This window comes from Saccharomonospora iraqiensis subsp. paurometabolica YIM 90007 (assembly GCF_000231035.2).
GTDB lineage: Bacteria > Actinomycetota > Actinomycetes > Mycobacteriales > Pseudonocardiaceae > Saccharomonospora > Saccharomonospora paurometabolica.
Map to the genome: position 1 here is coordinate 83,367 of NZ_KI912247.1, position 23,854 is coordinate 107,220.

At 70.9% G+C, this 23,854-nt stretch carries 23 protein-coding genes and 1 pseudogene; 15 read left to right on the forward strand and 9 right to left on the reverse strand.

The features are described from left to right. From SACPADRAFT_RS27855 to SACPADRAFT_RS0214670, 9 genes and pseudogenes are all read left to right on the forward strand, one after another. A pseudogene (locus SACPADRAFT_RS27855) lies at positions 1 to 391 on the forward strand (hypothetical protein); the annotation flags it as partial. A gap of 87 nt (positions 392 to 478) precedes the next feature. Then, on the forward strand, positions 479 to 1,474 hold the full coding sequence (gene trxB / locus SACPADRAFT_RS0214640) for a thioredoxin-disulfide reductase (RefSeq protein WP_007023904.1): 996 nt from the start codon (positions 479 to 481) through the stop codon (positions 1,472 to 1,474). Between the two features lie 127 nt (positions 1,475 to 1,601). Next, a complete protein-coding gene (gene trxA / locus SACPADRAFT_RS0214645) occupies positions 1,602 to 1,925 on the forward strand; it encodes a thioredoxin (protein ID WP_007023905.1) in 324 nt (107 codons plus the stop codon). A 239-nt stretch (positions 1,926 to 2,164) separates the two neighbouring features. Continuing rightward, positions 2,165 to 3,325: an N-acetylmuramoyl-L-alanine amidase gene (locus SACPADRAFT_RS0214650; protein WP_007023906.1), complete on the forward strand. Its 1,161-nt coding sequence runs from the start codon at positions 2,165 to 2,167 to the stop codon at positions 3,323 to 3,325. Between the two features lie 110 nt (positions 3,326 to 3,435). Then, complete coding sequence (locus SACPADRAFT_RS33975) at positions 3,436 to 4,092, forward strand: helix-turn-helix domain-containing protein (protein ID WP_007023907.1); 657 nt, start codon at positions 3,436 to 3,438, stop codon at positions 4,090 to 4,092. Between the two features lie 41 nt (positions 4,093 to 4,133). After that, the gene (locus SACPADRAFT_RS33980) at positions 4,134 to 4,661 is read left to right on the forward strand and encodes a hypothetical protein (protein WP_007023908.1); all 528 of its coding nucleotides are present in this window, start codon (positions 4,134 to 4,136) and stop codon (positions 4,659 to 4,661) included. Positions 4,662 to 4,716: 55 nt separating this feature from the next. Beyond that, the gene (locus SACPADRAFT_RS0214660) at positions 4,717 to 5,952 is read left to right on the forward strand and encodes a helix-turn-helix domain-containing protein (protein ID WP_007023909.1); all 1,236 of its coding nucleotides are present in this window, start codon (positions 4,717 to 4,719) and stop codon (positions 5,950 to 5,952) included. 314 nt (positions 5,953 to 6,266) lie between these two features. After that, entirely contained in the window at positions 6,267 to 6,614 is a 348-nt protein-coding gene (locus SACPADRAFT_RS33990) for a hypothetical protein (protein WP_007023910.1), read from the forward strand. Continuing rightward, positions 6,611 to 6,859, forward strand: a complete 249-nt coding sequence (locus SACPADRAFT_RS0214670) for a GntR family transcriptional regulator (RefSeq protein WP_007023911.1) — start codon at positions 6,611 to 6,613, stop codon at positions 6,857 to 6,859. The genes SACPADRAFT_RS33990 and SACPADRAFT_RS0214670 overlap by 4 nt, the downstream gene beginning before the upstream one ends. Positions 6,860 to 7,103: 244 nt before the next feature. On the opposite strand, the gene SACPADRAFT_RS0214675 is transcribed toward SACPADRAFT_RS0214670, so the two are convergent. After that, a complete protein-coding gene (locus SACPADRAFT_RS0214675) occupies positions 7,104 to 7,739 on the reverse strand; it encodes a GNAT family N-acetyltransferase (RefSeq protein ID WP_007023912.1) in 636 nt (211 codons plus the stop codon). A 284-nt stretch (positions 7,740 to 8,023) separates the two neighbouring features. Here SACPADRAFT_RS0214675 and SACPADRAFT_RS0214680 point away from each other — a divergent pair, with 284 nt between their 5' ends. Next, on the forward strand, positions 8,024 to 9,355 hold the full coding sequence (locus SACPADRAFT_RS0214680; RefSeq protein WP_007023913.1) for an aminotransferase-like domain-containing protein: 1,332 nt from the start codon (positions 8,024 to 8,026) through the stop codon (positions 9,353 to 9,355). A gap of 57 nt (positions 9,356 to 9,412) precedes the next feature. Then, positions 9,413 to 10,363 (forward strand): D-alanine--D-alanine ligase family protein, encoded by a 951-nt coding sequence (locus SACPADRAFT_RS0214685; RefSeq protein WP_007023914.1) that lies wholly within the window; start codon positions 9,413 to 9,415, stop codon positions 10,361 to 10,363. 88 nt (positions 10,364 to 10,451) lie between these two features. On the opposite strand, the gene SACPADRAFT_RS0214690 is transcribed toward SACPADRAFT_RS0214685, so the two are convergent. The 8 genes from SACPADRAFT_RS0214690 to rpmH all read right to left on the reverse strand — a co-directional run bounded on the left by SACPADRAFT_RS0214690 (position 10,452) and on the right by rpmH (position 16,618). Beyond that, a complete protein-coding gene (locus SACPADRAFT_RS0214690) occupies positions 10,452 to 11,564 on the reverse strand; it encodes a ParB/RepB/Spo0J family partition protein (RefSeq protein ID WP_007023915.1) in 1,113 nt (370 codons plus the stop codon). Next, positions 11,561 to 12,457, reverse strand: coding sequence for a ParA family protein (locus tag SACPADRAFT_RS0214695; RefSeq protein WP_007023916.1), 897 nt, complete (start codon positions 12,455 to 12,457; stop codon positions 11,561 to 11,563). The genes SACPADRAFT_RS0214690 and SACPADRAFT_RS0214695 overlap by 4 nt, the downstream gene beginning before the upstream one ends. Before the next feature lie 172 nt (positions 12,458 to 12,629). Beyond that, entirely contained in the window at positions 12,630 to 13,436 is an 807-nt protein-coding gene (rsmG, locus tag SACPADRAFT_RS0214705; protein WP_051442480.1) for a 16S rRNA (guanine(527)-N(7))-methyltransferase RsmG, read from the reverse strand. 276 nt (positions 13,437 to 13,712) lie between these two features. Continuing rightward, positions 13,713 to 14,381: a Jag family protein gene (locus SACPADRAFT_RS0214710; RefSeq protein ID WP_007023918.1), complete on the reverse strand. Its 669-nt coding sequence runs from the start codon at positions 14,379 to 14,381 to the stop codon at positions 13,713 to 13,715. A gap of 203 nt (positions 14,382 to 14,584) precedes the next feature. Then, on the reverse strand, positions 14,585 to 15,688 hold the full coding sequence (gene yidC, locus SACPADRAFT_RS0214715; RefSeq protein WP_007023919.1) for a membrane protein insertase YidC: 1,104 nt from the start codon (positions 15,686 to 15,688) through the stop codon (positions 14,585 to 14,587). A gap of 4 nt (positions 15,689 to 15,692) precedes the next feature. Next, positions 15,693 to 16,034, reverse strand: coding sequence for a membrane protein insertion efficiency factor YidD (yidD, locus tag SACPADRAFT_RS0214720; RefSeq protein WP_007023920.1), 342 nt, complete (start codon positions 16,032 to 16,034; stop codon positions 15,693 to 15,695). Beyond that, positions 16,031 to 16,429 carry a ribonuclease P protein component gene (rnpA, locus tag SACPADRAFT_RS0214725; RefSeq protein WP_007023921.1) on the reverse strand — a complete coding sequence of 133 codons (399 nt, stop codon included), beginning with the start codon at positions 16,427 to 16,429 and terminating at the stop codon, positions 16,031 to 16,033. Before rnpA ends, yidD begins: the two co-directional genes overlap by 4 nt. 45 nt (positions 16,430 to 16,474) lie before the next feature. Then, positions 16,475 to 16,618: a 50S ribosomal protein L34 gene (gene rpmH / locus SACPADRAFT_RS30620; protein ID WP_007023922.1), complete on the reverse strand. Its 144-nt coding sequence runs from the start codon at positions 16,616 to 16,618 to the stop codon at positions 16,475 to 16,477. A 640-nt stretch (positions 16,619 to 17,258) separates the two neighbouring features. Between rpmH and dnaA the strand changes: the two genes are divergently transcribed. From dnaA to recF, 4 genes are all read left to right on the forward strand, one after another. After that, a complete protein-coding gene (dnaA, locus tag SACPADRAFT_RS0214730; protein ID WP_007023923.1) occupies positions 17,259 to 19,223 on the forward strand; it encodes a chromosomal replication initiator protein DnaA in 1,965 nt (654 codons plus the stop codon). Between the two features lie 940 nt (positions 19,224 to 20,163). Then, positions 20,164 to 21,291 (forward strand): DNA polymerase III subunit beta, encoded by a 1,128-nt coding sequence (dnaN, locus tag SACPADRAFT_RS0214735; RefSeq protein WP_007023924.1) that lies wholly within the window; start codon positions 20,164 to 20,166, stop codon positions 21,289 to 21,291. A gap of 67 nt (positions 21,292 to 21,358) precedes the next feature. Then, positions 21,359 to 22,267 carry a phosphogluconate dehydrogenase (NAD(+)-dependent, decarboxylating) gene (gene gnd / locus SACPADRAFT_RS0214740; RefSeq protein ID WP_007023925.1) on the forward strand — a complete coding sequence of 303 codons (909 nt, stop codon included), beginning with the start codon at positions 21,359 to 21,361 and terminating at the stop codon, positions 22,265 to 22,267. Continuing rightward, positions 22,268 to 23,452 (forward strand): DNA replication/repair protein RecF, encoded by a 1,185-nt coding sequence (gene recF, locus SACPADRAFT_RS0214745; RefSeq protein WP_007023926.1) that lies wholly within the window; start codon positions 22,268 to 22,270, stop codon positions 23,450 to 23,452. It begins immediately after the preceding gene. Positions 23,453 to 23,854 lie beyond the last annotated feature (402 nt).

Sequence of the window (23,854 nt, forward strand, 5' to 3'; positions counted from 1 at the left end):
CTCCTCGGCCTGGCTGGCCGACGACCCCGGTGCACCGTCCGCGGGGGATCCGCCGGGCACCGCGGAACCCGACCGCACCCCGGCGCTGGCCCTGTCCCGGGAGGAGCCGGGTGCGGCCCTCGGCGAGGTACACGGCGTCCGCGACTTCGGCCCGCTCGGCAGCGAGGCGCGGTTGGACGCCTGCCTCGCGGCGAACGGCCTCGACCCGGACCGGGACGCGGCGGGCGTCCGGCCCGCCACCGTCGACGGCCGGGAGTCCGTCCTCGTGCTCTACACCACCGGCGAGCTCGCACAGTTCCGCCTGGTCGCGCTCCCGGCCGACTGCGGATCCGGCGAATCCGGCCTGCTCATGGACACCACGGTGGGCGGAACCGGCGGCGCGGGCGGCTGACCGGCACTTCTGCCCGCCGGGAACACCCGCGCCTACCATCGTGTTGGGACGGGGTGACGCAGGTTTTCGTCGAAGCGGAGGTCGCTGGTGGCAGGAGAGGACATTCGGAACCTCATCATCGTGGGGTCGGGGCCAGCCGGGTACACGGCCGCGGTGTACGCCGCGCGGGCCCAGCTCGACCCCGTGGTGTTCGAGGGCACCCAGTTCGGCGGTGCGCTGATGACCACCACGGAGGTGGAGAACTACCCGGGGTTCCGGTCGGGCATCCAGGGCCCCGAGCTGATGGACGAGATGCGCGAACAGGCCAAGGCCTTCGGCGCCGACCTGCAGCAGGCCGATGTCGAGGAGCTCGACCTGACCGGCCCGGTGAAGTACGTGACCGCGCACGGGCAGCGCTACGCGGCGCACGCGGTCGTGCTCGCGATGGGCGCCTCGCCCCGCTACCTCGGCATTCCCGGCGAACAGGAACTGCTGGGTCACGGTGTGTCGTCCTGCGCCACCTGCGACGGCTTCTTCTTCCGTGACCAGGACATCGCGGTGGTCGGTGGGGGCGATTCCGCGATGGAGGAGGCGACCTTCCTGACGAAGTTCGCGCGCACCGTCACCATCGTCCACCGCCGCGAGGAGTTCCGCGCCTCGAAGATCATGCTGCGCCGGGCGCAGCAGAACGAGAAGATCCGGTGGCAACTGAACTCCCAGGTCACCGAGGTTCTCGGGGACAACGGCAAGGTGAACGGCCTCAAGCTGGTCGACACCGTGACCGGCGGGGAGTCGACGATGGACGTCACCGGCTTCTTCCTCGCGATCGGGCACGACCCCCGCAGTGAACTGGTGCGCGGCCAGGTGGATCTGGACGACGAGGGCTACGTGCTGACCTCCGGGCGCGGCACCCACACCAACATCGAGGGGGTCTTCGCCGCGGGCGACCTCGTGGACCGCACCTACCGGCAGGCCGTCACCGCGGCGGGCACGGGCTGCTCGGCGGCGATCGATGCCGAGCGCTGGCTGGCCGAACACGAGGACGTCGCCGAGGCCAGCGAGGACCCGGCGCTGGTCGGCGGCGGGTACGGCCCGAGCCACTGACCTCCGTACCACCGGTCTCCGTGCCACGGCCGCGGCCGGACGTGCCGTGCCGCGGCGGCCGGACAAACCCCACCCAGTCCGCGGTGCCGACCGACGGCGACCGTGTCGAGTGACGACAGGAGTGACAATGACCGACACCGTGCAGGTGACCGACAACAACTTCTCCGACGAGGTCCTCGGGGCCGACAAGCCCGTGCTCGTGGACTTCTGGGCCACCTGGTGCGGACCGTGCAAGATGGTCGCGCCCGTGCTGGAGGAGATCGCCTCCGAGTACGGCGACAAGCTGCGCGTGGCCAAGCTCGACGTCGACCAGAACCCGAACACCGCCCGGGACTACCAGGTCATGTCCATCCCGACGCTGATTCTGTTCCGGGACGGCAAGGCCGTGAAGCAGATCCAGGGCGCCAAGCCGAAGGCGGCCCTGCTCTCGGACCTCTCGGACGTCCTCTGAGCCCCGTGGTCTGAACCCGTCCGAGCCTTCGGACCCGGTCGGAACAACCCGGAAGCGCAGGTCACCCGCGCTTCCGGGTTTTTTCGTCGCGGTACCTCCGTGTGGGTGACAAACGGGAGCAGCCCTCCGCATCGGTACGGACCCGGCAGGGCACAATAGGGACCGCAGGCCTACGCACCGGCCCTCACGCACAGTCCCCAGACGAACGCACCTGGTGCCCGAGGAAAAGCGAGGGGTGCATGCGGGTACTCCGCCGCGGCGACACCGGACCGGAGGTCGCCGAGATCAAATCAATGCTCTCGGCACTGGACCTGCTCACGTCCGGTGCCGAGACCAACGGACACGGAGCCTCCTTCGACCTGGACGTCGAACACGCCGTCCGGGCCTTCCAGCAGCGCCGCGGCCTGATCACCGACGGTGTCGTCGGCCCGGCCACCTACCGTGCGCTGCGGGGCTCGACCTACCACCTCGGCAGCAGGCCGCTCGCCTATCTCGTGTCGTCCCCGGTCCACGGGGACGATGTCTTCGCCCTCCAGGAGCGGCTCACCGAGCTGGGCTTCGACGCGGGCCGCCCGGACGGCGGCTTCGGCCCGCAGACCGAGCGGGCACTGAAGAACTTCCAACGGGACTACGGACTCGTGGTGGACGGGATCTGCGGTCCGGCGACTGTGCGGGCGTTGCGGCAGCTGTCGCCGCGTGCGCGTGGTGGCCGGCCGGTGTTCCTGCGGGAGCGGGAGCAGGTGCGGCGTTCCGGTCCCCGCCTGCGCGGCAAGCGCATCGTCATCGACCCCGGTCATGGCGGCCCGGATCTGGGCGTGTCCGTGCACGGGGTGAGCGAGGCCCAGGTCGCCTGGGATCTGGCGCGCAGGCTGGAGGGCCGGATGAAGGCCACCGGCATGGAGGCGCTCATCTCCCGGGGCCCCGCGCACAGTCCGTCGGAGAGTCAACGGGCGCAGTTCGCCAACGACGCGGGCGCGGACCTGTTCCTGTCGCTGCACTCGGACGGCAACCGCTCCGCCCAGGCGGAGGGTGTGGCGAGCTTCCACTTCGGCACCGGCAACGGCACGACCTCGACGGTGGGCGAACTGCTGGCCGGCTACATCCAACGCGAGCTGGCCGTACGCACCGGGATGCAGGACTGCCGCACCCACCCGAGGACGTGGGACATCTTCACCCGCACCCGCTGCCCCGCGGTCCGGGTGGAGATCGGCTACCTCACCAACGCCGGGGACCGCGCCCGGCTCTCCGACCCCGGATTCCGCGATGTGGTGGCGGAGGGCCTGCTCGTGGCGGTGAAGCGGCTGTACCTGCTCGGCGAGAACGACCAGCCCACGGGCACGTTCACCTTCGCCGACGTGCTGGCGCACGAACTCACCGAGGTCTCCGCGGGCCACGACTGAGCACGGGCGGGTGGTCCCGCCGCACGCCTGCGCCGTGCGAACCGGTTTGGTCCGGACGTGGCACCAACGGAGTAGGGCCGGACCAATGACCAACCCGGTACTCTGCGGAAATGACCCCGACTCTCGGGCAGACGTTGCGTCGACTACGGCATGCGCGGGGCAAGTCCCTCGCCGTCGTGGCCGGGCTCGCGGGCATTTCACCGTCGTACCTGTCCCGTCTGGAGTCCGGGGATCGTGCGCTCGACCGGCGGTCGCTCATCGTGGCCCTCGCGGATGCGCTGGACGTCGCACCCAGCGAGCTCGCCCAGAACACGCTCGCCGAGATCGGGCCGGCCGGGGAGGAACGGGCACTCATCGAGGTGCGACTCGCGTTGCTGTCGGTCGGGATGCAGGCGCCGAACGGAGTCCGGCAACCGGTCGAAGCGCTCCGGACGAGAGTCGCCGAGGTGCTCACCGCACAGCGGAACTGCGACCACGCGCTCGTCGGCGACCACCTCCCGGGGCTGATCCACGACCTGCACACCGCCCTCCGGGCCGGCCGGGACGAGCGGGAGCTCCTGCGACTCGCGGTGCTGACCCACGTGCAGGGAACGCAGGCGTGGTTGTGTGATGTGGGGGCACACCAGGACCTCGCCTGGCAGGCCGCCACGCTCGCCCGGGTCGCCGCCGAGCGTCTGGACGAGCCGACCTATACGGCGATCAGCGCGTTCGGCAACGCCTTCGCACTGCTCGGCGCGGGTGGTCTCGACCTCATGAGCAGGTCCTGACCTCGTCGGATCCGGGCACGGCCACCTCCGGTGCCCGGCAGATGTCCGGGATGCTCACCCTCGCCTCGTCGTTGCTCGCGGCCACCCAAGGCCGGGACGCGCAACAGCAGGCCGCCCTCGACCGGGCCACCGACCTTGCCGCGTTCACCGGTGAGGGCAATGCGTTCTGGTTCGGCTTCGGTCCGGCCAATGTGGGAGTGTGGCAACTGTCGGTCGCGCTGGAATGCGGTGAGCACGCCCGGGCCGTCCGTATCGCCGAGCAAATCGACCCTTTGGCACTTCCCACGAATACCCGTAGGGCCGCCTACTACCGGGACTACGGCCGGGCGCTGGCTCGCTCACCGCACCACCGGGACACCGCGGTGCACATGTTGCGTGAAGCGGAGCGCCTTTCTCCCGCCCGCATCCAGCGGCAGCCCTCCCTGCGAACGGTCCTCACCGAACTGCTCACGAAGACCGGAAGCGAGAGCGCCCGCCGTGAACTCCACGGCATGGCCTACCGCTCCGGGTTGCCGGTGTACGCGGGCTACCGCTTCGACGTCATGGAGTCGATCACTCTCTGTCGGTAATCTCGCGGGCCGAAGCCGGAAGTTGGCTCCGTGTCCGAGCAGAGGAGTGGTTGCGATGACCGCGCGATCCGAGCCCGATCTTGCTGTCGGTCAGCGTGTCCGCTACGCCCGCGAGCGTGCGGGAATGTCGCGCCCTGTTCTGGGGGGACTTGTCGGCCGCTCGGCCGACTGGGTCAAGGCAGTCGAAACCGGACGGCTTCGAACCCCGAAACTGGCGATGCTGCTCAAGATCGCCTGGGCCCTGGGAATCTCCGATCTTTCCCAACTCACCGGGAACGGGCACGGTGTGTCGGTGGACATGTTCGCGGGTGCCTCGCATCCCGCACTCCCCGATGTTCAGACCGCGTTGACCGAGTATCCGCTCGGACCAACGGAACAACCGCAGAGTCTCGACCACCTCGAAGTGCGGCTCGCGCAGGCCTGGCAGGTGCGGCACTCCTCCCCGGACCACCGCACCCGGCTCGGGCAGTTGTTGCCCGCGCTGATCCGGGATGCGCGAAACACCGCACGCGCGGCCTCGGACGACCGGCGACGGCGCGCACGCCGATTGCTGTCCGGCGTCTACCAGCTCGCGGATTTCTACGTCGCCCATCTGCCGGCACCGGAGCTTGTCTGGCTCGTCGCCGATCGGGCGGTCACTGAGGGCCAGGAGGCCGACGACCCGTACGTGACTGCGGGCGGGATCTGGACGATGGTCCAGGTTCTCCGGGAGACGGGACGCTGGGACGAGGCGCTGCACCTCGCCCACGGCGCGATCGCCCTGCTCGCACCGCACCTCGACACGGCCCCACCGGACTGGCACGGAATCACGGGAGCGTTGGAGGCCGAGAGCGCATACCTGCACGCCCGCCGCGGTCGGCACGGCGAGGCATGGGCGCACTGGGAGCGCGCGGAGCACATCGTCCACACGCTCGAACCCGGCTACCGGCATCGGCAGTCGAGCTTCTCCCGTGCCGTCCTGGGTGCCCACGCGGTGACGTTGCACGTCGAACTCGGTCGCCCCGGCGAAGCGCTCCGCGCGGCCGACCGCGTGAACGCGCAGGACATCCCGTCGCTTCCCCGCAGGAGCCGACACCTCATTGAGGTCGCACGGGCACACCGACAACGGAACGAACGGCACGCGGCCTGGGCGCTTCTGCACCGATCCGAACGCACGGCACCGGAGACGATCCGGTACAACGGCTTCGCCCGCGACATGCTCCTGGACCTCAACCGGCGACCGCCCACCGGTCTGGCCGACGACGTACGCGACCTGTCCCACCGCGTCGGCGTTGCGGGAGGAGCTAACTGAGCGACCCGTTTACCCCAACGGGTGAGGGGACGTGCTGTCCCTCGCAGGTCGGTTCGACGACTCTAGCGTCTCCACCATGTCGAACAGAGCGAACGGCCGCGTCTCCGTGGAGGCGACGCGATGATCGAACGTGACCGCGAGCTGCTCGCCCGTGCCGCGCGGGTGAACCGGGGGCTCGGTGCGGTGGTCTGCGAGCTCATGGCGGAACAGGACGGCGGGCAACTGCCGTCGGCGAGGCTGGGCAAGATCGGCTCGCTGCTGTCCGAGCTGGCCGACGCGTTCGGGACCGGGCCGCGGAGCTGGACGGACCTCCGGTGCTGCCGGGCGGGAGTAGCGACCCCGTCCCGCCCGGCAGGCTCGCCCCCGGTCACTGGGCCGTGCTGGAGGAATGTCTCGCCGAGATGTGCGGTGGGGAGGCGGGTGAGGTCGTCCACGATCGCGGGCGGGGCGTCCTGGAATGCTGCCGGGCGGACGGCGCCGGAGGCCCGGACGACCCCGGGACGGACCTGCGGAGGCGCTGGTACGAGGTGATCGGCGCGCTCGTGCATCTCGACGAGGCGGCGCCGGACGACCGGCGTGCGATCCGCCGGGTCGGGGTGGACCTGTGCGAACTGGGGCGGCGGATGACGGCCGAGGATCCCGGGGACGGTGGTGGAGCGTGAGCGCAACCGATTGCGGGGGCCGGTTCCGGCTCCGTACCGACCGGCCGGAGTACCTCTGGCGCCGGGTCGCCGACCACCTCGCCGCACGGATCGACCGGGGCGAGTTCGGCCCACGGCTGCCCAACCGGGGACACCTCGCGCGGGACTACGGCGTCTCGGTCGCCACCGTGGACCGTGCGGTGCGCCTGCTGACCGAGCGCGGCACCACCCGCACCCTCCCCGGCAAAGGCACGTACCTCCGCTGAGGATCAGCGCCCCACCAGCGGTCCGTCCCCCACCGGCGCCATGCTGTGGACAACCCACCCACCTGTGCACAGGCCTGTGGACAACCAGACCAAGTTGTCCACAGCACCCTGTGGACGTCGCGGCACCCGTGGCGTTCCCGGTGTTGCCGTGAAGGACCCCTTCACTGCGCGCAATGCAGGGAAGGAGTCCCTCGCTGCGTCACACGCAGGCAAGGGGTCCTTCACGGCAACACCGCCACGCACCTCAGGCGCGGGTGACGCTCGGGGTGGCGGTGACGGCGACCTCGTCGAGGAGGCGTTCCAGGGCGGCCTCGACGTCGGCCTTCCAGGACAGGCCGGAGCGCAGCTCCATGCGCAGGCGCGGCCACCGGGTGTGCGGGGCGACGGTCTTAAACCCGACCGCGCGCAGGAACGCGGCGGGGACCACGCAGACGTGCTGTTCGTCGTCGGTGTCCGGCTGCGCGTCGCCGAACGCCTCCACGGCCCGCACCCCACGGCGCGTGAGGTCCTGCACCGTGGCCTGCACCAGGGCACGGCCGATCCCGGAGCCGCGGAACTCCGGTTGCACGTGAAACGCCGTGAGCAGGATCGCATCGGCGCCCGGGGGAGAGGTGGGGAACGCCCCGGCCCGGGGCACCGCGTTCGGCGGGGCGTAGAGGACGAAGCCGACGGGGTCGTCCCCGTGGAACACCACCCGTCCGCACGAGCCCCACTCCAGCAGCACGGACGAGATCCAGGCCTCCTTCTCGACCTCGGTCTCGCCGAACTGCTCGGCCTCCTCCCGCAGGTGGGGGGCCACCTCCCAGTACACACACCGACGACAACCGAGCGGCAGCCGCTCCAGGTTGTCCAGGGTGATGCCCTCGATGCTTCGCGACACCGAACCTCCCGACACACGTCATCCCGCCTGTGGTGGAACCGGCGCGCATCGTGGGCGCGGCGGCCAGAAAGCCACATTTCGATCATATGGCGGTGTGATAAGCCCCGCCAAGAGCGGGAATGCCCGCGGGGACGGACGTTACACTCGGGTGGGTCCCACTGCCGGTACACCCGGCCACGGGCTCCCTCGACACGGTCTGACGACACCATCGACCAGGACACGCGAGGAACCCGGCAACAGCAAGCGCCGCCCAGTGGGCGCCGAAGCAGACGAGAGCGTGTGCGATGACTGCATCCGAGCCTCCCGAGCATCGACCAGGGTCCGAGCCGGGCCGCCAGAACCTCGATCCGCACCTCGACCGTTACGCCGCGCGCACCGCGGGCATGACGGCCTCGGAGATCCGGGCGTTGTTCGCGGTCGCGAGCAGGCCCGAGGTGGTCTCGCTCGCGGGTGGGATGCCGAACCTGGCTGCGCTGCCGCTGGAGTCGCTGTCCGAGCAGATGGCCGAAGTCATCTCGCAGGAGGGCATGGTCGCTCTGCAGTACGGCTCCGCGCAGGGCGTGCCCACACTGCGTGAGCAGATCTGTGACGTCATGGCGGTGGAGGGGATCTCCGCGCACCCCGACGACATCGTCGTCACCGTGGGTTCCCAGATGGCGCTGGACATGGTGACCCGGCTGTTCTGCGACCCCGGCGACGTCGTCCTCGCCGAGGGGCCGTCGTACGTCGGTGCGCTCGGCTCGTTCTCCGCCTACGAGGCGAACGTGGTCCACGTGACGATGGACGACGACGGGCTCGTCCCGGACGCGCTTCGCGAGGCGCTCGCCGAGTGCGCGCGGCAGGGCCGCACGGTGAAGTTCCTCTACACGATCCCGAACTTCCACAATCCCGCGGGCGTCACCCTGGCCACCGAGCGGCGCGCGGAGATCCTGGAGATCTGCCGCGCCCACGACGTCATGGTGGTCGAGGACAACCCCTACGGCCTGCTCGCATTCGACGGCCAGACCTATCCGCCGCTGCGGTCGATGGACCCGGACAACGTCATCTACCTGGGCTCGTTCTCCAAGACGTTCGCCTCCGGGCTGCGCGTCGGCTGGGTGCTCGCGCCGCACGCGGTGCGCGAGAAGCTGGTACTCGCCGCCGAGTCCGCCACGCTGTGCCCGCCTACGTTGAACCAGCTCGTCGTCTCCAAGTACCTGTCCACCCACGACTGGAAGGGCCAGATCAAGAGCTTCCGGGAGAACTACCGTGAACGCCGGGACGCGATGATCTCCGCCCTCGAACAGCACATGCCGCCCGGTGTCACGTGGACGCACCCGGAGGGCGGCTTCTTCGTGTGGGTGACGGTGCCGGACGGGATCGACACGAAGGCGATGCTCCCCAGAGCGGTCGCCGCCCGTGTCGCCTACGCCTCGGGCACCGGCTTCTACACCGACGGGTTCGGCAGCCGCCAGATGCGGCTGTCGTTCTGCTACCCGACACCGGAACGCATCCACGAGGGGGTGCGCAGGCTCACCGGGGTGATGGAATCCGAACGGGAGTTGCAGCGCACCTTCGGCAGCGTCACCACCCGCACGCTGTCCGGGCCGCAGTCGCCCGGGCCGAACACGGCCTGAGCCCGGCTCCACCGGACCGGGCGGTACACCAGCATCACGACTTCGAGGAGACCCGCGTTGGCCGAAGGTACTGTCGCCGTGCTCGCCGGCGGCCTGTCGCACGAACGCGACATCTCGCTGCGGTCGGGCCGCAGGTTGTCCGTCGCGCTGCGCGAGCAGGGGCTGACGGTGCAGGAGTGGGACACCGACGCGAGCCTGCTGTCCCGCCTCCGGGACGAACGCCCCGACGCGGCGGTCATCGCCCTGCACGGCGGTGAAGGGGAGAACGGGTCGGTGCAGACGGTGCTGGAGATGCTGGGCGTGCCGTTCGTCGGCACCAGCTCCGAGGGCTGCCGGCGGGCGTGGGACAAGCCGATCGCCAAGGCGCTCGTCGCCGGGCACGAGCACACCACCCCGGACTGGGTGGCACTGCCGCACAGCACGTTCCGCGAACTCGGTGCGCAGACGGTGCTGGACGCGATGGTGGACACGCTGGGTCTGCCGCTCATCCTCAAGCCCGATCAGGGCGGATCGGCGCTCGGCGCCCAGGTGGTGCGCGAGGCCGGCGAGCTGCCCGCCGCGATGGTCGGCAGCTTCGCGTACGGGGACGCCGTGCTCGCCGAGCGGTTCGTCGACGGCGTCGAGGTCGCGGTGACCGTCGTCGAGCGCGACGGCGGGCCGGAGGCGCTGCCCGCGGTCGAGATCGTGCCGGAGGGCGGTGTCTACGACTACACCGCCCGCTACACCGCCGGGCTCACCGACTTCTTCGCCCCGGCGCGACTGAGCGACGAGACGGCGAAGGCCGTCGGCGACCTCGCCGTCGGCGCGCACCGGTTGCTCGGGCTGCGCGACATCTCGCGCACCGACGCGATCGTGGCCGCCGACGGCAGCGTGCACTTCCTCGAGGTGAACTCCTCGCCCGGGCTGACCGAGACTTCCACCGTGCCGATGGCGATGGAGGCCGCCGGAACGTCGCTGGGCGTGGTATTCACCGACCTCGTCGAGCGCGCGGTGCGGCGGGGGAGCTGACTTGCGGCCACCGGCCTGATCCGTCGGCCCGGTCGCCGGTCGCGCACCCCCGGTCCGCGAACCGTCACCGTGACGAATCAGGCCGGTGTCATCGGTCGTCGTCCTCGGTGTCCGAAATGCCCTGTTTGGCCGCCCGGATCTGCTGGGCGTGACCGGGGGCCATCATCGTGACGATCCGCTCCAGATCATCCGGAGAGCCGAACTCGACCACGATGCGCCCCTTGCGCTTACCGACGTCGACCTTGACCCGGGTGTCGAACGCATCCGACAGGCGCTCGGCCAATCCGTCGACTCCCGGCATCGTCATCGGCTTGCGGTCGGTCTGCTTCGGCTTCGGTTTCGACTCACTCTTCGAGAGGGTCACCGCCTCCTCGGTCGCACGGACCGACAGCCCCTCCGCGACGATCCGAGTGGCGAGCTCCTCCTGGCGGTCCGGGTCGTCGACCGACAGGAGGGCGCGGGCGTGCCCCGCGGAGAGCACGTTCGCCGCGACCCGCCGCTGCACCGGCAGGGGGAGACGGAGCAGGCGGATCGTATTGGTGATCACCGGGCGGCTCCGCCCGATGCGGGAGGCCAGTTCGTCGTGGGTGACACCGAACTCGTCGAGCAGCTGCTGGTACGCGGCCGCCTCCTCGAGCGGGTTCAGCTGGACCCGGTGGATGTTCTCCAGCAGGGCGTCCCGGAGCATCGCCTCGTCGGAGGTGTTGCGCACGATGGCGGGGATGAGTTCCAACTCGGCCTGCTGGGCCGCCCGCAGTCGGCGCTCACCCATGACGAGCTCGAACTCGTTGTCCCCGAGCACGCGCACGACGATGGGTTGCATCAGCCCGAACTCACGGATCGAGTGCTCCAACTCCGCCAGCGCGTCCTCGTCGAAGACCTGACGCGGCTGCTTGGGGTTGGACTTGATCGCCTCGACCGGGATCTCGCGGTAGACCGCACCGGCGACCTCGCCGCCGTGCGGGGTCACGGTGGCGTTCGCCGCGAACCATCCCGTGTCCCCGTCGGAACCGGCTCGCGAGGCGGCCGTCCCGCCACGCCCGTTCGTACGGACGCCCCCGGATCCCGCCCCGCCGCTGTCTCCGCGATCCGCCCCGCCCGGGCGGTCCTGCTCCGGCTCCGCACCGTCGGCGGGCTCGACCGGTCCGGTCGGGATCAGCGCGGCCAGGCCCCGGCCGAGGCCACCTCTCCGCTCGCTCATTGTCGCTCCTTCGCTCCGCGCTCGGCGATCTCCCGAGCCGCGTCCACATAACTCATCGCGCCGCGCGACCCCGGGTCGTAGCCGAGCACCGTCTGGCCGTAGCCCGGCGCCTCCGAGACCTTCACGCTGCGCGGGATGATCGTGTTGAGCACGACGTCCCCGAAGTGCCTGCGGACCTCCTGGGTCACCTGATCGGCCAGCTTCGTCCGACCGTCGTACATGGTGAGCAGGATCGTGGACACGGTCAGCTCCTGGTTCAGGTGCCGCTGGACCAGCTCGATGTTGTTCAGCAGCTGGCCCAGCCCCTCCAGGGCGTAGTACTCGCACTGGATCGGGATGAGCACCTCGTGCGCGGCCACGAGGGCGTTCACCGTGAGCAGTCCGAGGGACGGGGGGCAATCCACGAAGACGTAATCGATGCCGAGCTGGTCCAGCCCCTCGCTCGTCAGGGCTTCCTTCAGTCGTGCCTCGCGCGACGCCATCGACACCAGCTCGATCTCCGAACCGGCCAGGTCGATCGTCGCCGGGACACAGAGCAGGTGGTCGGACTGCCCGCTCGTCTGTGCCGCGTCCACGACCGACGCCTCACCCAGGAGCATCTCGTACACCGAGGGCGTGCCGGAGCGGTGGTCGACGTCCAGCGCGGTACTCGCGTTCCCCTGCGGGTCGAGATCCACCACCAGCGTCCGTACCCCGTAGAGCGCGAGGCCGGCGGCGAGGTTCACCGTGCTGGTCGTCTTGCCGACCCCGCCCTTCTGGTTCGCGACGGTGAGCACACGACGTCGGGTCGGCCTCGGCATGAGGTTCGCGTCGGGATGCAGAACGCGGGCGGCCCGGAGTGCTTCTTCGGCGATCGGGGTGCCGCCGACACCGGTCTCGGGAGTCGTGTTCACCGCTGGCCACCCTTCCTCGTCGTCACGAACTCACCGTGCTGCCGCACCGCACCGGAGCACGTCCCGGACCCCCGCTGTTTCACGTGGAACAAGGAACGCTGCACTCCGGGCGAGCCCACCGGGCCCGCCGCGTCGGTCGTGCTGGTCGTGCTCATTCGTTCGGCCAATCCTCTCAGTGCCGTCTCGAATTGCGTCTCCGCGCAACTCCCGATTTCCGCGACTCCACCCGTTCGGTCTCCCCCTGCTTCGTCCGGTCCCGCTTCGCCACGCGTCGTGTCGCCCGGGCCGGAGCGACCCGCTCAATGGCGACGACGGTCGTCGGTGTGTCCAGAACGCCCGCACCGCACTCCACGATCCGTGGCTCACCCCCACCTGCCCGACGCACCGCGTCCCGGTCCCGCTCGATCTCGTCGGCCGCACTGCGCCCCTTCAGCGCCAGCAGCGTGCCGCCCTCGCGCACCAACGGCAGACACCACGCCGCCAGTCGACCCAACGGCGCCACCGCCCGCGCGGTCACGGCTTCCGCCACGCCGAGCCGCTGCCGAACCGCCTTCTCCTCGGCGCGTCCCCGTTCGACCGTGACGGACAGGCCGAGCCGGTCCGCGACCTCCTCCAGCCAGTCCACCCGCCGCGCCATCGGTTCGAGAAGCACGATATCGAGATCCGGCCGTGCGAGGGCGAGCGGCACACCGGGCAGTCCCGCCCCGGACCCGACGTCGATCACCCGGAGCCGGGCGCCCTCCCCGGAGGCGCCCCTCAACTCGGGGACCGCCTCGGCGAGCACCGCGGAGTTGAGGACGTGCCGTTCCCAGAGACGGTCCAGCTCGCGTGGTCCGATCAGGCCCCGCTGCACACCGTGGGTGCTCAGCAGTCCCACGAATTGCTCAGCGAGTCCGAGCCGGTCACCGAAGACCGCCCGCGCCGAATCCGGTGTCTCGAGTCGCGGGGGAGTCCCGTCACCGGGCTCCCGCGGGGTCATCTCGCCCTCGGGCGGTTGCGAGTTCACTGCCACTCCTCCCACGCCGTTTCACGTGAAACCCGGCCCGGCCGATTCTCCCCGATCACGGTCCGCGTCCGGGACCGCACTCCCTCCGGCGGGCCGGCACGGCCGCCGCACCGCCGCGACACGGCCGCTGCCGCACACGCGGAACGCCCCCGACGACGTTTCACGTGGAACGGCCGTACGACGACGAGCGGCCCGCCGGGTACCCGGCGGGCCGCTCGTGCGTTCTTCTCCTGGGTGTCGTATCGCCGTTCACTCGGGCAGGACGACGACCCTCCGCTTCGGCTCCTCGCCTTCGCTCTCGCTCGTGACGCCCTCCACCTCGGCGACCGCATCGTGCACGATCTTGCGCTCGAACGGCGTCATGGGCTGCAGGCGGGTCCGCTCGCCCGACTCCGCGACCGACTCGGCGGTCTTCCTGCCGAGGTCCCGCAGCTCCTCCCGACGGTCGGCCCGCCACCCCGCGACGTCGAGCATCAGCCTGCTCCGGGTGCCGGTCTCCTGCTGCACCGCCAGCCGCGTCAGTTCCTGCAGCGCCTCCAGCGCCGTTCCCCGGGGGCCGACCAGCCGTTCGAGATCGTCCCCGCCGTCGATGCTGACGATCGCCCGGCCCGCTTCGACGTCCAGGTCGATGTCGCCGTCGTAGTCGAGGATGTCCAGCAGCCGCTCCAGGTAGTCCCCGGCGATGTCCCCCTCGCGCACGAGGAGATCCTCACCCTGCTCCCCGGCACCGTCGGCCGCACCGTCCTCCGCGTCGGCGTCCCCGGTGTCCGCGGCACCCTCCGCCGCGGAGGTCTCCGCGGCGGCACCGGCGACGTCTCCCGCGTTCTCGTCCTGTGCCTCCGTTCCGGAGGTCTCCTCCGGCTGCCCCGGCGTGGGGTCGTTCTGGTCGGCGCCGAGCACCCCGGCCGTATCGGACATGTCCGTCTCCTCTCAACCCGCGTCAGCTGTGCTGCGGCACCAGCCGTGGCCCTCGCGCCACGCCGTCCCCGCCGGTCCGGTGCGGGACCGGGGGGAGACGACCCGGCCGCGTCGGGCCGCTCCGGTCGACTCCGCGGGGATCGACTCCCGTCCCACCGGTGGTCCGTGGACCCACCCGGCACGCACGGTGTCGGCCCGTCGGGTCAGCGCCGCTTCCGTCCCTGTGTCTTCTTCCCCTGGCCGGACTGGCGTGGCTGGTTCCCACCGTTCTTCGCCCAGGCGCCGCCACGGGCACTGCTGTCACCCTTCGGCGAGGTGCCGTTGGAGCCACCACCGCCCGGCGTGCCCTCGCCGGAGGATTCGCCCTGCTTGCCCTGCTTCTTGCCGGAGCCCTGTGCCGGCTTCTGACCGGGCTGGGGCTTCTGCTGCGACTTCTGCTGCTGGGGCTTCTGGCCGGGCTGGGGCTTCTGGCCGGGCTTGGGGGCGAGCGTGTCCCGCTTCTCCTTCTCCTCGGCCTTCTTCGCCTCTTCCTCCTTGTCGATCCGGCCGTAGACGAACCGCTGCTGGCCCAGGGTCCAGACGTTGTTGGCGAGGAAGTAGATCAACATACCGACCGGCAGGAAGGCACCGAAGACCAGCAGACCCACCGGGAAGATGTACAGCGTCAGCTTGTTCATCACCGCGGTCTGCTGGGTGGCCGAGGACGGGTTCTGCCGCGCCACCGAGTGCCGGGCGGTGAAGTGCGTCGCGATACTCGCCACGATCAGCAACGGGAAGGCCACCGGGGCCACCGACCAGTTCCAGCCTTCCTGGCCGATGTCGGGCCCGCCCATCATGGCGACGTGCCGGATGGCCTCGCCGAGGTTGACCCCGAAGAGCTCGGCGTTGGTGTAGGACGCGACCCCCGCTGCGTCGAAGAAGTAGTTCGAATCCGCCCCGGGCGCGAAGTTCCGCAGGACGTTGACCAGTCCGATGAACACCGGGATCTGCAGCAGGATCGGCAGACAGCTGCCCAACGGGTTGACCCCGTGTTCGCGCTGGAGCTTCTGCATCTCCTGCGCCTGGCGCTGCTTGTCGTTGCCGTACTTCTTCTGGATCTTCTTGATCTCCGGCGCGAAGTCCTGCATCTTCTTCATCGACCGGACCTGGTTCACGAACGGCTTGAACAGGATGCCGCGGACGGTGAAGGTCAGGAAGACGATGCCGAGGACCCAGGCGATGGCATTGTCGTCACCGAAGACGAAACCGAAGACCTTGTGCCACATCCAGAGGATGAACGACACCGGGTAGTAGATGAAGTCGAGCACTGAGCTACTCCTCGGTAGACATACCAGGGCCTTGGTGCCGGAAACTGAACGTCTCGGGCACGGGGTCTCGTCCCGGAGGTGTCCACGGCCCACAGCGCAGCAGCCTGCGCACCGCGAGGTATCCGCCGCGGGCGGCGCCGTGGCGCGTCAACGCCTCGGCCGCATAGGCGCTACAGCTCGGATAGAACCGACACATCGGGGGAAGATAGGGGGAGATGAACCGCCGGTAGAACCGGATGGGCAGCAGCACGACCCACGCGACCCGCGTCGGTCCGCCGGCCCCGGTGGACGGTGTCGGGTCGTGGCTCCCGGCCGGATTGGCGTCGGCCGCGTCGTGTTCGTTCACGCCGATGATCCATCGTTGGTTCGGACTGGCCGGCCACGCCCGCCCGGCGGGCCGGTGGAGGAGCGCCCAGCCAACCGTCGCAGCGCCGCATCGAGATCAGCGCCGAGTTCGGCGCTGGTCGCCGACGACGCAGGCGGGAGCGCCCGCACGACCAACGCGCTGCCCTCGGGCAGGGTTCCGAGCCGCGCCGCCACCAGATGCCGCAGCCGCCGGATCACCCGGTGCCGCACGACCGAGTTACCCACGGCCTTGCTCACCACGAATCCCGCGCGGGGGCGCTCGCCGTACCCGGGGAGCAGATGCACGACCAGACGGCGGCGTCCGGCGCGGACGCCGCCCCGCATCACGGCGCGGAACTGGTCACCGTGCCGGAGACGAGCGTCCGCGGGAAGCACGCAGCGCCTCGTCGTACTCGTCGTCGTCGCAGCCGGACGCGAGCGTCAGGCGGCGAGCCGGTTGCGGCCCTTACGCCGACGGGCGGCCAGAACGGCCCGCCCCGCCCGCGTACGCATCCGCAGCCGGAACCCGTGGGTCCGCGCGCGTCGACGGTTGTTCGGCTGGAAGGTGCGCTTGCCCTTGCTCACGGCTGTCGCTCTCCTGGTCTCGGGCGTCCGGTCTTCGGTCTCGTGTGCTCAGGTGCTCGGCGGAAGCCGGGCAGGCTGAACGGCGCCGCTGTCAGCGGTAGACCCTTCGAGGGTACGCATCGGCCCCGGCGGCACCGACACCGACCCCCGGCACCGGACCCACCCGATCACCGGCGTGACCGGCCGGATCACGGTGCGTCACCCCACCGGGCGCGGGATTTCACTCCGGCGGGGACCACCGGATGGCGAGGACCGTCCCGGGATGGCACCCTGACCGCCGAGGCCGCCTTGTGGCGCCCCGTGCGGCTTGCTAGCGTGCCTCTTCTCGCGTGACCGGCCGGGGAGGCGGGGACGTTCCCCGCAGGTGGGAGACTGCGACCGGCGAACCGTGATCCCACGGGATGGGGGCCCCGCGGGGCGGGCGTACATTGATGCACACTTGTGGACAACCATGTGGATACCTGCTGCGCAGGTAATCACGCCGACCTGCCGGGACGCTCCACCGGGCCGTCGCCGGGACCCTCGCCGTCCCCGGACCTTCCGGGCGACGCCGTCCCGTCGGCCGCGGCCGTCGGCAACGGTGTCGCAGGTGCCGGGGCCGTGCCGGCGACGACGTCGAGGGGAGGGGAGCGAGAGCAGCGTGTCTGAGCACCAACTCAACCTGGCCGTCGTCTGGGAACAGGTCGTCGCCGAGCTCTCGGACGGAACCCTGTCCCCGCAGCAGCGGGCATGGATGCGAGTCACCCGGCCGATCGGCCTGCTCGACGGCACCGCCCTGCTCGCCGCGCCCAGCGACTTCGCCAAGGAGGCGATCGAACGCGCGTTGCGCGAACCGATCACCTCGGCCCTGTCCCGGCATCTCGGGCGAGAGGTGTCCCTCGCGGTCAAGGTCGACGCGGCCGAGAACGCGCCCGCGGCACCCGCGGAACCCACCCGATCCGCTCCCGCGCACTCCCCGCCGGAGTCGCCCCCCGGCTCCCCGGCACCGCACGGGGATCCGCCTTCCGGGCCACGTCCCGAGGCCACCGGATCCGGTCGCCACCGCGACGACACCCACCCCGGTCCGCGGCGTTCCGCACCGGGCACCGGCGAGGACGCCGCGTACCCGGCAGCGGGGACGCCATCCACCGCAAGCCCGCCCCCCACCGGGCCCGCACCGACCGGTTATCCGGCCCACCCCGATCGGCCCGGGCAACCGGGACACCACGACGCGGGCGTGTCCGGGCCCCGGGGACACGGCGGCCCGGACACGAACGGCAGCCGGTACGACGGCGCGAGTGACGATACGATCATCATCCCGGCCGTGCAGCCCCCGTCCGCCCCGTCGCCCGCACCCCCGCCGGGGATGCCGGGCGCGGCCGACGGCGGTCGGCACGCCGCGGGCCCGCACGCCGGCCCGTCCCATGCCCAGACCGGGTACCACCGGCCCCGGCAGGACGGGGAGGACTCCGACGAGGAGGTCGACGAGGAGGGGGAGGCACTCGCCGCCGTCTCCGAGATCTGGCCGACGTTCTCGGGCCAACCCATCGCCGGCCAGCCGTACACGGCACCGGCCCAGCCGCAGACCTCGAAGACCAGGTTGAACGAGAAGTACACCTTCGACACGTTCGTCATCGGCGCGTCGAACCGCTTCGCCCACGCCGCGGCCGTCGCCGTGGCCGAGGCCCCGTCCCGCGCCTACAACCCGCTGTTCGTCTGGGGCGAGTCCGGACTCGGCAAGACCCACCTGCTGCACGCGGTCGGCCACTACGCCCAGCGGCTGTTCCCCGGGATGCGCGTGCGGTACGTCTCGACCGAGGAGTTCACGAACGACTTCATCAACTCGCTTCGGGACGACCGCAAGGTGGCCTTCCAGCGCCGCTACCGCGACATCGACATCCTGCTCGTCGACGACATCCAGTTCCTCGAAGGCAAGGAAGGCACCCAGGAGGAGTTCTTCCACACCTTCAACACCCTGCACAACGCGAACAAGCAGATCGTGGTGTCGTCCGACCGGCCGCCGAAGCGGCTGGAGACCCTGGAGGACCGGCTGCGGACCCGGTTCGAGTGGGGACTGATCACCGACATCCAGCCCCCCGAACTGGAGACCCGCATCGCGATCCTGCGGAAGAAGGCGGCGCAGGACCGCCTCGCCGTGCCCGGCGAGGTACTGGAGTTCATCGCGGCCCGGATCGAGGCCAACATCCGCGAGCTGGAGGGGGCCCTGATCCGGGTCACCGCGTTCGCCTCGCTGAACCAGCAGCCCGTCGACGTCGGGATCGCCGAGATCGTTCTGCGCGACCTGATCCCGGACTCCCAGGCCCCGGAGATCAGCGTCACCACGATCATGGGTGTGACGGCCGAGTTCTTCGACGTCACGATCGAGGACCTCACCGGCTCCGGCAAGACCAAGGCGTTGGCCACCGCCCGCCAGATCGCCATGTACCTGTGCCGGGAACTCACCGACATGTCACTGCCCCGGATCGGCCAGAACTTCGGCGGACGCGACCACACGACGGTCATGCACGCGGACAAGAAGATCCGCAAGGAGATGGCCGAGCGGCGCCGGATCTACGACCAGGTGCAGGAACTGACCTCCCGCATCAAGCAGCGCGCCCGGCAGTAACCCGCACCACCTCGCACCGCACGCCTCGGAACCCCGGCGCGTCGCTCTCCGCTCGTGCCGGCGCCCGTGCCGGCGGCCGTTCCGGCTCCGCCGACTCCACCCGCTCCCGCGACTCCGCCGACTCCGGTCGCTCCCGGAAGCCCGTCCGTCGCCGCAAAACTCGCGTTTTCAGGATGAGTCGGCCCACCCCGCCCATGATCCACTTTGGCCAGTCCGGGGAAGTTGTCCACAGCTGGGGCGGGTGCGCGCCGATCCGTCCCCACCCGCCCTCACGTGCGAGTACCGACGGGTATCCACAGGGGTCCACAACCCGCCCACACCCGGTCCACACCCCCTCCACAGCCGAGGCCGGGTTTGCCCACATTTCCTTCCACAGCAACGATTTTTCACTCGTTCCGGGGGGTCGGCCGTTGACAGGCCGGTGGGCAACCTGGGTACAACTCGGGCGCTGTCTGGGGACGGAACTGTGGATGAATTCGGGCAACTGTGGATGAATCACGGACGCCGCCGAACGGTCCACCGACCCGCCGAGTTGTCCACCGCCCCTCCCCAGGGTGCGTCCACACCCGGTCACCCGGTGTGACCTGCGACGAAGGCCGCTGTCCACACAACCCACAACCCCTACTGTTACGGCTGTCCTTCTTCTCTTCTTGGGAAGGAGAGAAAAACAGGGGCGGGGCGAAGTTGGGGACAACCGGCTCCACGAAGACCCGGCCCGACATGACGCCGCCGAGCGGGACGCTCTACCGTGGGAGTCCACACGCCGGTCCGGTCGGCAGGTCCCGGGCGCCGCCCGATGCCCGCGGGCCCGGTACCCGGCCACCGGGCGGACCCACAAAGCCACACCCGGCTCGCGTGTTCGCCCGCACCGAGCACGATCACCGGAGCGGTGCGTCGATCCCACGAGCACGAACCGGCTCGCTGTCGAAAGGATGGGCACATGAAGATCCGCGTCGAGCGTGACGGACTCGCCGATGCCGTCGCCTGGGTGGCCAAGAGCCTGCCGTCCCGGCCGCCCGTTCCCGTCCTCGGCGGTGTGCTGCTCGACGCGTCCGGCGACGACGACACGCTCACCGTCTCCGGCTTCGACTACGAGGTCTCGGCCACGGTCGGCGTCGACGCGACGATCGGCGACGGTGGCCGCACGCTGGTGTCCGGCCGGTTGCTCGCCGACATCACCAAGGCACTGCCCGCGCAGCCGGTGGACATCGCCGTCGAGGCGGCCCGCGCCACCATCACCTGCGGGAACGCGAAGTTCAGCCTGCCCACCATGCCGGTGGAGGACTACCCGCAGCTGCCCTCCCAGCCCGACCTCGCGGGTGAGGTCTCCGGCGACTCCTTCTCCCAGGCCGTCGCGCAGGTCGCCGTCGCCGCGGGCAAGGACGACACCCTGCCGATGCTGACCGGCATGCGCGTCGAGATCACCGGCGAGACGCTCACCCTCGTGGCCACCGACCGCTTCCGGCTGGCCATGCGCGAGTTCACCTGGCAACCCACCGAGGGCCTCAGCGACGCCGCGGTGCTGGTGCCCGCCCGCACCCTCGCCGACGCGGCCAAGTCCCTCGGCTCCTCCGGCGGCAACGTCCAGGTCGGCTTGGCCAGCGGGGACGGCCTGCTCGGCCTGTCCGGTGCGGGCAAGTTCACCACCACCCGCCTGCTGGACGCCGAGTTCCCGCCGTACCGCAAGCTGCTGCCGGACCAGTACAGCGCCCGCGCCGTGCTCGGGGTCTCCGCACTGAACGACGCGATCAAGCGCGTGTCGCTGGTGGCCGAACGCGGCACCCAGATCCGCATGGAGTTCGGCGACGGCCTGCTGCGGTTGTCCGCGGGGGGCGACGACGAGGGCAGCGCCGAGGAGGAACTGCCCGTCGACTACGAGGGCGAGCCGGTGACCATCGCGTTCAACCCGGGCTACCTCATCGACGGCCTCGGCGCCCTGCACGCCGACCGCGCCGAGCTGACCTTCACCACCCCGAGCCGGCCCGCGCTGCTCAAGCCCGCCGATGGCAACGGCGACGTCATCCCCGGCTACCTGTACATGCTCATGCCGGTGCGCCTGCCCGGCTGAGCCGCTCCCCGGACGACGGCGGGAGCGGAACCCGGCACGGGCGAACGGACGACGGAGGAGCACGCCGATGGCACAGCTCGGACTCGTGGGCCTGGGCAGGATGGGCGCCAACATGCGCGACCGCGTGCGCGCGGCGGGGCACGAGGTCGTGGGATACGACCGGGACCCCGACCTCGCCGACGCCGCGTCCCTGGCCGATCTGGTGGCCGCCCTGCCCGCGCCGCGGATCGTGTGGGTGATGGTTCCCGCCGGGGAACCCACCCGGAACACGATCACCGAACTCGCCGGGCTGTTGGAGGCCGGCGATCTGCTGATCGACGGGGGGAACTCGCGCTACACCGAGGACACCGGGCACGCCGCCCTGCTCGCACGGCAAGGCATCGGCTACCTCGACGTCGGGGTGTCCGGCGGGGTGTGGGGCCGGGAGAACGGCTACGGGCTCATGGTGGGCGGTTCCGCCGAGGACGTCGCGAAGGCGATGCCGATCTTCGACGCGCTCCGCCCGGACGGTCCCCGCGCGGAGGGCTTCGCCCACGCGGGTGACATCGGCGCCGGGCACTACGCGAAGATGGTGCACAACGGCATCGAGTACGGCCTGATGCAGGCCTACGCCGAGGGGTTCGAACTGCTCGACGCCTCCGGCGTCGTCACGGACGTGCCCGCCGTCGTCAAGGCCTGGCAACGCGGCACCGTGGTGCGGTCCTGGCTGCTGGAGCTGCTGGTGCGCGCCCTGGACGCGGATCCGGGGCTGGACGAGCTGGAGGGGCACGTCCAGGACTCCGGCGAGGGCCGCTGGACCCTGGAGGAGGCGGTGAACAACGCCGTGCCCGCACCGGTGCTGTCCGCCGCGCTGTTCGCCCGGTTCGCCTCCCGGCAGGAGGACTCCGCCGCGATGCGGGCCGTGGCCGCGCTGCGCGAACAGTTCGGCGGCCACGCCGTCCGCCGGGCGGGCACCGACACGGAGGTCGCCGACTAGGTGTATCTGCGGCACCTCCAGGTCACCGACTTCCGCTCCTGGGAGCACGTGGACCTGCCGCTCGACCGTGGACCGACCGTGCTGGTCGGCCCGAACGGGCGGGGGAAGACCAACCTGCTCGAAGCCGTCGGGTACCTCGCCACCCTCGGTTCCCATCGGGTCTCCGGCGACACCCCGCTCGTCCGGCACGGGTGTGAGCGCGCGCTGGTGCGGGCCGCGGTGGTCAACGACGACCGCGAACTGACCGTCGAGCTGGAGATCGCACCGGGCCGGGCGAACCGTGCCCGGATCAACCGCGGCTCGGTCGGCAGGCCCCGGGACGTGCTCGGCATCCTGCGCACCGTGTTGTTCTCCCCCGAGGACCTCGCGCTGGTGCGGGGCGACCCGGACCAGCGGCGCCGGTTCCTCGACGAACTGCTCGTCCTGCGCGCGCCCCGGTACGCGGGGGTGCGCGGGGAGTACGACCGGGTGCTGCGGCAGCGCAACGCCCTGCTGAAGAGTGTCGGGAAGAAGGGCAACGGACGCCGCCGGTCCGCGGACCCGGCCGGCGCCGACGACCCGTACGTGGCGTCGACGTTGGAGGTCTGGGACAACCACCTGGCCACGGCAGGTGCCGAGCTGCTCGCGGGCAGGCTCAACCTGGTGGCCGACCTCGCCCCGCACGTGCGCAGCGCGTACGCCGGGGTGGCGCCCGACTCGCACCCGGTGGGACTCGACTACCGTTCCAGCCTCGGGGAGGCACTGCCCGACGGGTACGGCACGCCGGACGGGCCGCGCGCCGAGGCGGGAACGCTGCACGACGTCCTGCTCACGGCGCTCGCCGAGTCCCGCGAGGCGGAACTGGAGCGCGGCGTCAGCCTGGTCGGCCCGCACCGCGACGACCTGGAACTGTCCCTCGGCGACACCCCGGCCAAGGGGTACGCCAGCCACGGCGAGTCGTGGTCGTTCGCCCTGGCGCTGCGGCTGGGTTCGTACGAACTGCTGCGGTCGGAGGCGGGGGGCGAACCCGTGCTGCTGCTCGACGACGTCTTCGCCGAGCTCGACACCCGCCGCCGTTCCCGGCTGGCCGAGGTGGCGGCCGGGGCGGAACAGGTGCTGGTGACGGCCGCCGTGGACGCCGACGTCCCGGACGAACTGGCCGGCGCCCGATTTGCGGTTTCCGGGGAAGGGGTGACACGTGCCTGAATACAGCGCCGAGAACGCCCACCCGCGACGTGCGGTGACCGGCGACCGGCCTCCTGCCCACCGATCTGGGGACAAGTCTGTGGATAATGTGGATAACTCGGGTAGCGCGATATCGCCGCGGGTGACCAAAGACCCGAAAGAGGTAGTCAAAAACCCTCGCGTGGGCGTTGCACGCAGTGAATCCCCAGATCGCGGCACTGAGCGTAACAGCGTTGCTGGGCCGGACGAGCCGGGGGGTGATCCCGGCAACACGGCCGTACACGGTTCCGCACCGGCCGCCGCCGGGGCCGCGGACGTGAGTTGTCCACAGGGGTGGGACGACGCCGCGGCGCCGGGGGAGGAGCAGTCCGGGCGCGATCTCGCCCACGCCGCACTCCGGGCGGCGCGGCAACGCGCGACGGC

What these genes read in the sequence shown, in the direction of transcription:
- trxA (WP_007023905.1), top strand. Translation starts at nt 1,602, where the DNA reads ATGACCGACACCGTGCAGGTGACCGACAACAACTTCTCCGACGAGGTC.
- SACPADRAFT_RS0214650 (WP_007023906.1), top strand. Translation starts at nt 2,165, where the DNA reads ATGCGGGTACTCCGCCGCGGCGACACCGGACCGGAGGTCGCCGAGATC.
- SACPADRAFT_RS0214680 (WP_007023913.1), top strand. Translation starts at nt 8,024, where the DNA reads ATGACTGCATCCGAGCCTCCCGAGCATCGACCAGGGTCCGAGCCGGGC.
- SACPADRAFT_RS0214690 (WP_007023915.1), bottom strand. Translation starts at nt 11,564, where the DNA reads ATGAGCGAGCGGAGAGGTGGCCTCGGCCGGGGCCTGGCCGCGCTGATC.
- SACPADRAFT_RS33980 (WP_007023908.1), top strand. Translation starts at nt 4,134, where the DNA reads ATGTCCGGGATGCTCACCCTCGCCTCGTCGTTGCTCGCGGCCACCCAA.
- dnaN (WP_007023924.1), top strand. Translation starts at nt 20,164, where the DNA reads ATGAAGATCCGCGTCGAGCGTGACGGACTCGCCGATGCCGTCGCCTGG.
- rsmG (WP_051442480.1), bottom strand. Translation starts at nt 13,436, where the DNA reads ATGACCCCGCGGGAGCCCGGTGACGGGACTCCCCCGCGACTCGAGACA.
- SACPADRAFT_RS0214710 (WP_007023918.1), bottom strand. Translation starts at nt 14,381, where the DNA reads ATGTCCGATACGGCCGGGGTGCTCGGCGCCGACCAGAACGACCCCACG.
- SACPADRAFT_RS33975 (WP_007023907.1), top strand. Translation starts at nt 3,436, where the DNA reads ATGACCCCGACTCTCGGGCAGACGTTGCGTCGACTACGGCATGCGCGG.
- SACPADRAFT_RS0214660 (WP_007023909.1), top strand. Translation starts at nt 4,717, where the DNA reads ATGACCGCGCGATCCGAGCCCGATCTTGCTGTCGGTCAGCGTGTCCGC.
- gnd (WP_007023925.1), top strand. Translation starts at nt 21,359, where the DNA reads ATGGCACAGCTCGGACTCGTGGGCCTGGGCAGGATGGGCGCCAACATG.